The organism is Hamadaea sp., assembly GCF_013362815.1.
In the GTDB taxonomy this organism is placed as follows: Bacteria; Actinomycetota; Actinomycetes; order Mycobacteriales; family Micromonosporaceae; genus Hamadaea.
Genome location: NZ_JABFVK010000071.1, coordinates 1 through 7,475, shown reverse-complemented (window position 1 = coordinate 7,475; position 7,475 = coordinate 1). Strand labels below are relative to the sequence as shown.

Sequence of the window (7,475 nt, the reverse complement as noted above, 5' to 3'; positions counted from 1 at the left end):
CCAACTCCACGATCGTCGCCCGCGCCGCCGCCGCCGGATCCGCCAAAACATGATCGGCCACCCGCCGCAACGCCCCCGTGAACTCCGGCAGCTGCGCACGGATGCGCGTGAGCAGGCTGTCAGCTTCGCCGTCGGCGCTCCGGGCCGCGGGTACGGCGGTGGCCGACACGGGCTGTCCCGTGCTGACCGTCACCTCGCCATCCATGAGCGGCATTCCCCTTCGGCTCGAAGCCCAACTAATACGCAGGAGTGTTTACTGTTGTTGGTAAAAGTTCTTACTACAACCGCTACCTTGTCAAGTAGTTAAGGAAAGTTTTCCAACCCGTTATCTAGTCGACGCCGGGCTGAGCCTGGCCGATCATGCCACAGTGACACTGGCCACGACCACGTCTACCAGCGCAAACGCGCGAGAGCAAGGTCACTTCCGTCGATCGGCCGGTGAATCGGGACGCCCTGCGGTCCGTTTTGGTAATCCGGCGAAATCGGACAGCGGTTTGGTAAGAATATCGCCCATGAAAACGGCGTCCGATCCATACAAATCGTATGAACCGGACGCCGAGAGTGTTCAGGACGATGATCAGGATTGGGTCGGGAACCCCAGATTCACCCCGCCGTGGGATCGAGGGTGCTGGGTCACCTGCCGAGTCCGACTCTGGTCGGCCCGGCGTGATCCGGCACTCTCGACTGGGTCGAGCCATCGGCTGGTGACCACCTTGCCGCGCGTGAAGAAGTGGACGCCTTCCGCGCCGTGCGCGTGGGTGTCGCCGAACAGCGACGCCTTCCACCCGCCGAACGAGTAGTACGCCATGGGCACCGGGATCGGCACGTTGACGCCGATCATCCCGACCTCGACCTCGTGCTGGTACCGCCGGGCGGCCCCACCGTCGTTGGTGAAGATCGCCGTGCCGTTTCCGTAGCGGCCGGCGTTGACCAGAGCGACCGCCTCCTCGTACGTCCGGACCCGGACGATCGAGAGAACCGGTCCGAAGATCTCGTCCGTGTAGACGGACATCTCCGGCCGCACGTCGTCGAAGAGGGTGGGGCCGAGCCAGAACCCACCCCGCTCGCCGTCCGGCTCGACCGAGCGGCCGTCGACGACGAGGCTCGCCCCTTCGCGTACGCCGGCCTCGACGTAACCGGCGACCTTGTCGCGGTGCTCCCGGGTCACCAGCGGGCCCATGTCGCAGCCGCGACGGCCGTCGCCCGTGCGGATCTGCGCCATCCGCTCGGCGATCTTCCCGGTCAGCTCGTCGGCCACCGGATCGACCGCCACGACGACCGAGACGGCCATGCACCGTTCGCCGGCCGAGCCGAACCCGGCGCTGACCGCCGCGTCGGCGGCCAGATCGAGGTCGGCGTCGGGCAGCACCACCATGTGGTTCTTGGCCCCGCCGAGCGCCTGTACGCGCTTTCCGTTGGCCGTGCCGCGCTCGTAGACGTACCGGGCGATCGGAGTCGAGCCGACGAACGACACCGACTTCACCTCCGGGTGATCGAGCAGCGCGTCGACCGCCTCCTTGTCACCGTGCACGACGTTGAGGACGCCGTCCGGCAGACCGGCCTCGCTGAACCACGCCGCCAGCAGCGTGGACGCCGTCGGGTCCTTCTCCGACGGCTTCAGGACGACCGAGTTGCCCGCGGCGATCGCGATCGGGACGAACCACAACGGCACCATCGCCGGGAAGTTGAAGGGCGAGATCACGGCGGCCACGCCCAGCGGCTGGCGGATCGAGTACGAATCCACTCCGGTCGAGACGTTCTCGCTGAAGCCGCCCTTCAGGGCGGTCGGGATGCCACAGGCGTACTCGATGACCTCGAGGCCGCGTTGCACCTCGCCGGCGGCGTCGGACAAGACCTTGCCGTGCTCGGCGGTTATGGCGGCGGCGAGCTCGTCGCGGCGCTCGTGGACGATCTGACGCACGGCGAACATGACCGCGGTGCGTCTGGCGAGCGAGGCGTCGCGCCAGGCGGGGAAGGCCTCGGCCGCGGCCGCGACCACCGTGCCGACGTCCGCCGCGGAGGCGAAGTCGACGTGTCCCGTGACCTCGCCGGTGGCCGGGTCGTAGAGGTCGCCCCGGCGGGCCGCGCCGGCCGGACGCTCCCACGGCTTGCCCGCGACGTAATGCTTCACATGCTTCACTGCGCTGCTCCCACGGTCTCGACGGCGTGCGCCAGGATGCCCAGGCCTTCCTTGGCCTCGGCCTCGGTGAGCGTCATCGGCGGTCCCATCCGGATGACGTTGCCGTAGAGGCCGCCCTTGCCGACCAGCAGCCCGGCGGCCTTGCACTCCTCCACCACACGCAGCGCGGCGCCGGGCGACGGCGTGAGCGATCCGGCTTCGACGAATTCGACCGCCAGCATCAAGCCCCGGCCGCGGACGTCGGCCACGATCGGCGACGTGGCCGCGATGTCCCGCAAGCCGCGGTGCAGCACATCGCCGACGCGAGCGCAGTTGCCCTGGAGGTCGTGGTCGAGGATGAAGTCGAGGACGGCCGCGCCGGCCGCGCTGGAGATCGGGTTGCCCCCGAACGTGTTGAACGACGTGGCGGTCAGGCAGTCCATGACCTCCGCTCGCGCGACCACACCGCCGAGGGCGTACCCGTTGCCGATGCCCTTGGCGAAGGTCAGCATGTCGGGCACGGCGTCGTGGGCCTGATAACCCCAGAAGTGCGCCCCCGTACGCCCCCAGCCGGTCTGCACCTCGTCGGAGACCCAGAGGATGCCGTACTCGTCGAGCACCTCCTTGAACGCGCCGAACAGGCCGTCGGGCGGGGCGACGAAGCCACCGACGCCCTGGATCGGCTCGGCGATCAGGCAGGCGACGTCGCCGCTGGTCGTGGTGGCGAGCACCTCGCGCAGGTCCTCGACGGCACGGGCGATGTAGTCCGCGTCGGAGAGCCCGGCGAACACGCCGCGCAACCGGTCGCCGGAGTGCAGGTAGCTCACGTTCACCGGGGTGAGCGACGAAGCGGCCCAGCCACGGTTGCCGGTGACGCCGAGCGCGCCGAAGCTGCGCCCATGGTACGAGTTGCGTACGGCGAGGATCTGGTTGCTGCGCCGGAACTGGGTGGCCAGCAGCAACGCCGTCTCGTTCGCCTCGGTCCCCGAGTTGGCGAGGAACACCTTCGCGTCCGGTATGCCGGAGACCCGGGCGATCTTCTCAGCCAGTTCGACCTGTTTGCGGATCAGGTACAGGGTCGACGAGTGCGCGACGCCGGTGCCGATCTGGGTGCGTACGGCGTCGGAGATCTCCGCGACGTCATAGCCGATCGACGTGGTCAGTACGCCACCGAAGAAGTCGAGATAGGTACGCCCACTCGCGTCGGTCACCCGGCAGCCTTCGCCGGAGACGAGTTCGATCGGTTCGGCGTACAACGGCGATATCCAGGCCGGCAGGACGGCCCGGTGCCGGGCGAGCAGGTCGTCGGTAGTCATGCCCCACGGTCCCACCGGGTCTGGTCGAAGGCAACGAACAGGCTGTCAGCCGGTCTCGGTGAAAAATGACACAGCGACGGGCGGACAAAAGGTGGTGGTAACCCGTTCGCCCCGGCCCGGCGGGTGTGGCTAGGGTCGAACGGTGATCGAGATCCGGCGTACCACCCTTGACGACTGGCAGACCTGGAAAGCGCTGCGGCTCAACGCGTTGCGGCTTGCGCCCACGGCGTACGGCGAGACTTATGCGAACGCGGTGAACGCCGACGAGCACTACTGGCGGCGCTGGTGGCTCGATCGCGGCGACGACGCCCTCCGCAGCATCGGCTACGTGGACGGCGTACCAGCTGGTCAGGTCGCTTGTGCCGAGGTACCGGAGTTCACCGAGCCGCTGATCCTCGCGATGTGGGTCGAGGAGGACCGGCGTGGTTCCGGGGTCGCCGGAGCCCTCGTCTCCGACACCCTCGACTGGGCCCGGGAGAAGGGCTTTCCGCGAATCCGCCTCGGCGTCACCGAGGGCAACGAGCCCGCGCGCAAGCTCTACCTGCGCCACGGTTTCACCTCGCTCGACGAGTTCGAGCCGCTGCACTCGCGCCCTGAGTTGCAGATCGAATGGATGGCCCGCGACCTGTAGCTATTCGGAGCGGATGGCCTCCCAGGCCAGCAACGCGACGTGCAGCGACAGGCAGGCGGGGACCGAGTCGAGGTCGACGCCGAGGACCCGGCCGATCCGGGCCAGCCGCTCGTAGAACGCCGGCCGGGACAGGTGCGCGGCGGCGGCCGCGATCGACTTGTTGCGCCCGGATTCGAGGTAGACCCGCAGCGTGGGCAGCAGCGGGTCCCTCGGGTGCTTCGCGTCGTACGCGAGCAGCGCGCCGAGCTGCCGTTCCACGAAGGTCTGCAAGCGCGGCTCGTCGCGGAGCAGGTGCAGCAACCCGGCCAGACCGACGTTCGGCAGCCGCAGCACGGGCACGGAGCTGGGTGTGTCGTGGCGGGCGGCGTCGGCCACCTGACGAGCCTCGACGAGCGAACGCCGTGCCTCCCGCAGACTGTCCACACCGGACCCCGCCGCGATGAGGACCTCCTCCCGGCCCTTCCGGAGAGCCGCGGCGAACCGGGTCAGCGCAACGTCCTCGTCCGTGCCGGACTTGACCGCCAGCAACGCTCCGACGACGTAGCCGTCGAGGGCGCTGGTCAGCCCGGCCAGCTTCGCCTCGCGTACGGCCTGGGTCGTCGCGTCGGCGAGATCTCGCAGCCGGGCCTGGGCCGCCGTCACCTCCGTCTCGGCGGTCAACGGGCGGACCACCACGCCGACCAGTCGTCTCCGGTCGAGCGGTACGCCTAACGCCCGAGCCCGCAGCGCCACCTCGTCCACGGGCAGGCTGTGATCGAGCAGCGCGGCGAGCAGTGTGCCGTGGAGCTGCCGTTCCAGCCCTTCCTCGTCGCGCCGGATCAACCGGCCCAGCGCGAGCGTCGAGGCGGCCCGTTCCAGCAGGATCGTCAGCCGGGTGGGCGGCGGCCCGTCGGCCGGCCAGCGCAGCAGCAGCCGGCCCCAGTCCTGCCCGCGCGCGCCGACCGTCGTCACCAGCCAGCCCGCGTCGCCGTCGTATCCGGTTCGGCCGGTCACGCGTACCTGGCGGGAGTGCTGCTCCCAGCCGTCGAGCAGGGGTTCGGCCCGGCCACCGGCCGCGTCGAAGGCGAGCACCTTGCGGCCGAGGTTCTCCAGGACGACCGGGCAGCCCGACAACTGGGCCGCCTGATGGACCACCTCGGCCGGTTCGGCCCCTTCGACGCTCAGCTCGGTGAACCGCTGGTGGATCTCCTCCGTCGCCCGCAGCTCGGTCAGCTGAGCGTCCACGATCCGGGCGTGCACCGCCTCGGTGATCTGCACGAACGGGGTCGGCCGCCGCAGTTCGACCAGCGGCAGCCCGAGCTTCTCCGCCGCCACCGCCATGACTCGGGGCACGGTCGACGGATATCGGCGGCCGAGTTCGACCACGAGCCCGGACACTCCGACCTCCGCCAGCTCGCGGATGAACGCCCGAATCCCGTCGTCGTCCGCCGGCAGGCCGATCCCAGTGGTCAGCACCAGTTCCCCGCCTCGGAGCAGACTGGCGATGTCGGGCACCTCCGAGGAGTGCACCCAGCGTACGGCCCGGTCCAGCTGCTCGGCTCCGGCGACCACGCGTGGCGACCCGACCTGCATCGCGTCGAGCGCGACGACCTCGCGTACAGTCGGGTATCCGGGAGCCGTCATGCGATCACCGTCCTGCGGCCGGCGACCGCATGACCAAGACTGAGCTGGCCGATGCCCGGCCTGCGGCCGATCATGGTCGAGTCAGCTCCCAGCAGGCGACGGCGGTCGCGGCGGCGACGTTGAGCGAATCGACACCACGGTGCATCGGGATGACGACCCGGACGTCGCTCGACTTCAACGCCTCGGCGGTGAGCCCCGGGCCTTCGGCCCCCATCAGCAGAGCCGGTCTCGTCCGCTGCTCGGCGGTCAGCTCGTGCAGCGACACCGCGTCCGGCGCGGGGGTCATCGCCAACACCGTGAACCCGGCCGTACGCAGCACCTCCAGACCTTCCGGCCAGGGATCGAGCGTGGCGTACGGGATGGCGAAGACCTCGCCCATGCTGACCCGCACGCTGCGCCGGTAGAGCGGGTCGGCGCAGGTGGGTGAAAGCAGGACGGCGTCCAGGCCGAGCGCGGCCACACCGCGGAAGATCGCGCCGATGTTGGTGTGGTTGTTGATGTCTTCCAGGACGACCACCCGCCGGGCCTGCGCCAGCACTTCGGCGACGCTCGGCAGCGGTTTGCGGTGGAAGCTGGCCAGGACGCCGCGGTGCACGTTGAAGCCGGTGATCTGCTGGAGCAGCGCGGCGTCAGCGCCGTAGACCGCTGCCTCCCCGAGCCCGCCTCGGGCCAGATCGGCGAGCTGACCGGCCCGCTTCGCCTCGACGAGTACGCTCCGGGGCCGGTACCCGGCGGCCAGCGCCCGGCGCAGGACCAGCTCCCCCTCGGCGATGAACAGCCCGTTCGGCGGCTCCCAGCGCGTACGCAGCTCCAGGTCGGTCAGCGCCCGGTAGTCGGCGATGCGTTCGTCGGCCGGGTCGGTGATCAGCTCCACGCCGCCATTGTGCCCGGTACGCGCGGAGCGCGGGCCCGCCGTGGCAGACCCGCGCTCCGTTCGCGTCGGCGCCGGATCAGGGTTCCGGGTCGAATCTTGACCCGAATACGACCGAGAACCCTGATCCAGCGCCCGAATCCAGACCTACGCCTTGGGCGGGGTCTCCCCCGACGCCGCCTCGCCGGCCGCCTTGGCCTCGCCCTCGATCTTGGCGACCTCGTCCGCCGCCTTCTGCGCCGCCTCGACGACCTCGGTCGTGTCGACGGTGCTCACCGGACGGGCCGGGCGCTCCGACGCCGGCACGGGCGGGTGCAGGCCGCCGAAGGCGTTGCTGATGCCTTCGAGGGCCCGGCTCAGCTCGGCCGGGACGATCCAGAGCTTGTTGGAGGCGCCCTGGGCGATCTGCGGCAGCGCCTGCAGATACTGGTACGCCATGACGGTGCTGTCCATGTCGGCGGCGTGGATGGCGCTCACGACCGTTTCGATGGCCTTCGCCTGACCGGCCGCCTGCAGGATGCGCGCCTGCCGATCACCGTCGGCCCGGAGGACGGCCGCCTGCTTGTCACCTTCGGCGGTGAGGATCTGCGACTGCTTGACGCCCTCGGCGGTCAGGATGGCCGCCCGGCGGTCCCGCTCGGCCCGCATCTGCTTCTCCATCGAGTCGCGGATGCTGGGCGGCGGCTCGATCGCCTTGATCTCGACCCGGGTCACCTTGACGCCCCAGCGGCCGGTGGTCTCGTCGAGGACGACCGACAGGTGCCGGTTGACCTCCTCACGGCTGGTCAGCGCGCGCTCGAGGTCCATGGAGCCGATGACGTTACGCAGCGTCGTGACGGTCAGCTGCTCGATCGCCTGGAGGAAGTTGGCGATCTCGTAGGTCGCCTTCACCGGGTCGACGACCTTGAAGTAGAG

General features: G+C 69.9%; 4 protein-coding genes and 3 pseudogenes. 1 reads left to right on the top strand and 6 read right to left on the bottom strand.

Annotation, left to right across the window (positions count from 1 at the left end; all coding sequences use genetic code 11):
- The 3 genes and pseudogenes from HOV77_RS28490 to HOV77_RS28480 form a co-directional block, all read right to left on the bottom strand.
- Positions 1 to 205 (bottom strand): annotated as a pseudogene (locus HOV77_RS28490) (RpiR family transcriptional regulator); the annotation flags it as partial.
- Between the two features lie 480 nt (positions 206 to 685).
- Positions 686 to 2,140: pseudogene (locus HOV77_RS28485) on the bottom strand (CoA-acylating methylmalonate-semialdehyde dehydrogenase); the annotation flags it as partial.
- A complete protein-coding gene (locus HOV77_RS28480) occupies positions 2,137 to 3,435 on the bottom strand; it encodes an aspartate aminotransferase family protein (protein ID WP_290867190.1) in 1,299 nt (432 codons plus the stop codon). The gene HOV77_RS28480 and the pseudogene HOV77_RS28485, both read right to left, overlap by 4 nt.
- 142 nt (positions 3,436 to 3,577) lie before the next feature.
- Between HOV77_RS28480 and HOV77_RS28475 the strand changes: the two genes are divergently transcribed.
- A complete protein-coding gene (locus HOV77_RS28475) occupies positions 3,578 to 4,066 on the top strand; it encodes a GNAT family N-acetyltransferase (protein WP_290867187.1) in 489 nt (162 codons plus the stop codon).
- Here HOV77_RS28475 and HOV77_RS28470 read toward each other — a convergent pair whose 3' ends face one another.
- From HOV77_RS28470 to HOV77_RS28460, 3 genes and pseudogenes are all read right to left on the bottom strand, one after another.
- Positions 4,067 to 5,689, bottom strand: coding sequence for a PucR family transcriptional regulator ligand-binding domain-containing protein (locus HOV77_RS28470; protein ID WP_290867184.1), 1,623 nt, complete (start codon positions 5,687 to 5,689; stop codon positions 4,067 to 4,069).
- 70 nt (positions 5,690 to 5,759) lie between these two features.
- Entirely contained in the window at positions 5,760 to 6,563 is an 804-nt protein-coding gene (locus tag HOV77_RS28465) for an RNA methyltransferase (protein WP_290867181.1), read from the bottom strand.
- A gap of 312 nt (positions 6,564 to 6,875) precedes the next feature.
- Positions 6,876 to 7,475, bottom strand: a pseudogene (locus HOV77_RS28460) (SPFH domain-containing protein); the annotation flags it as partial.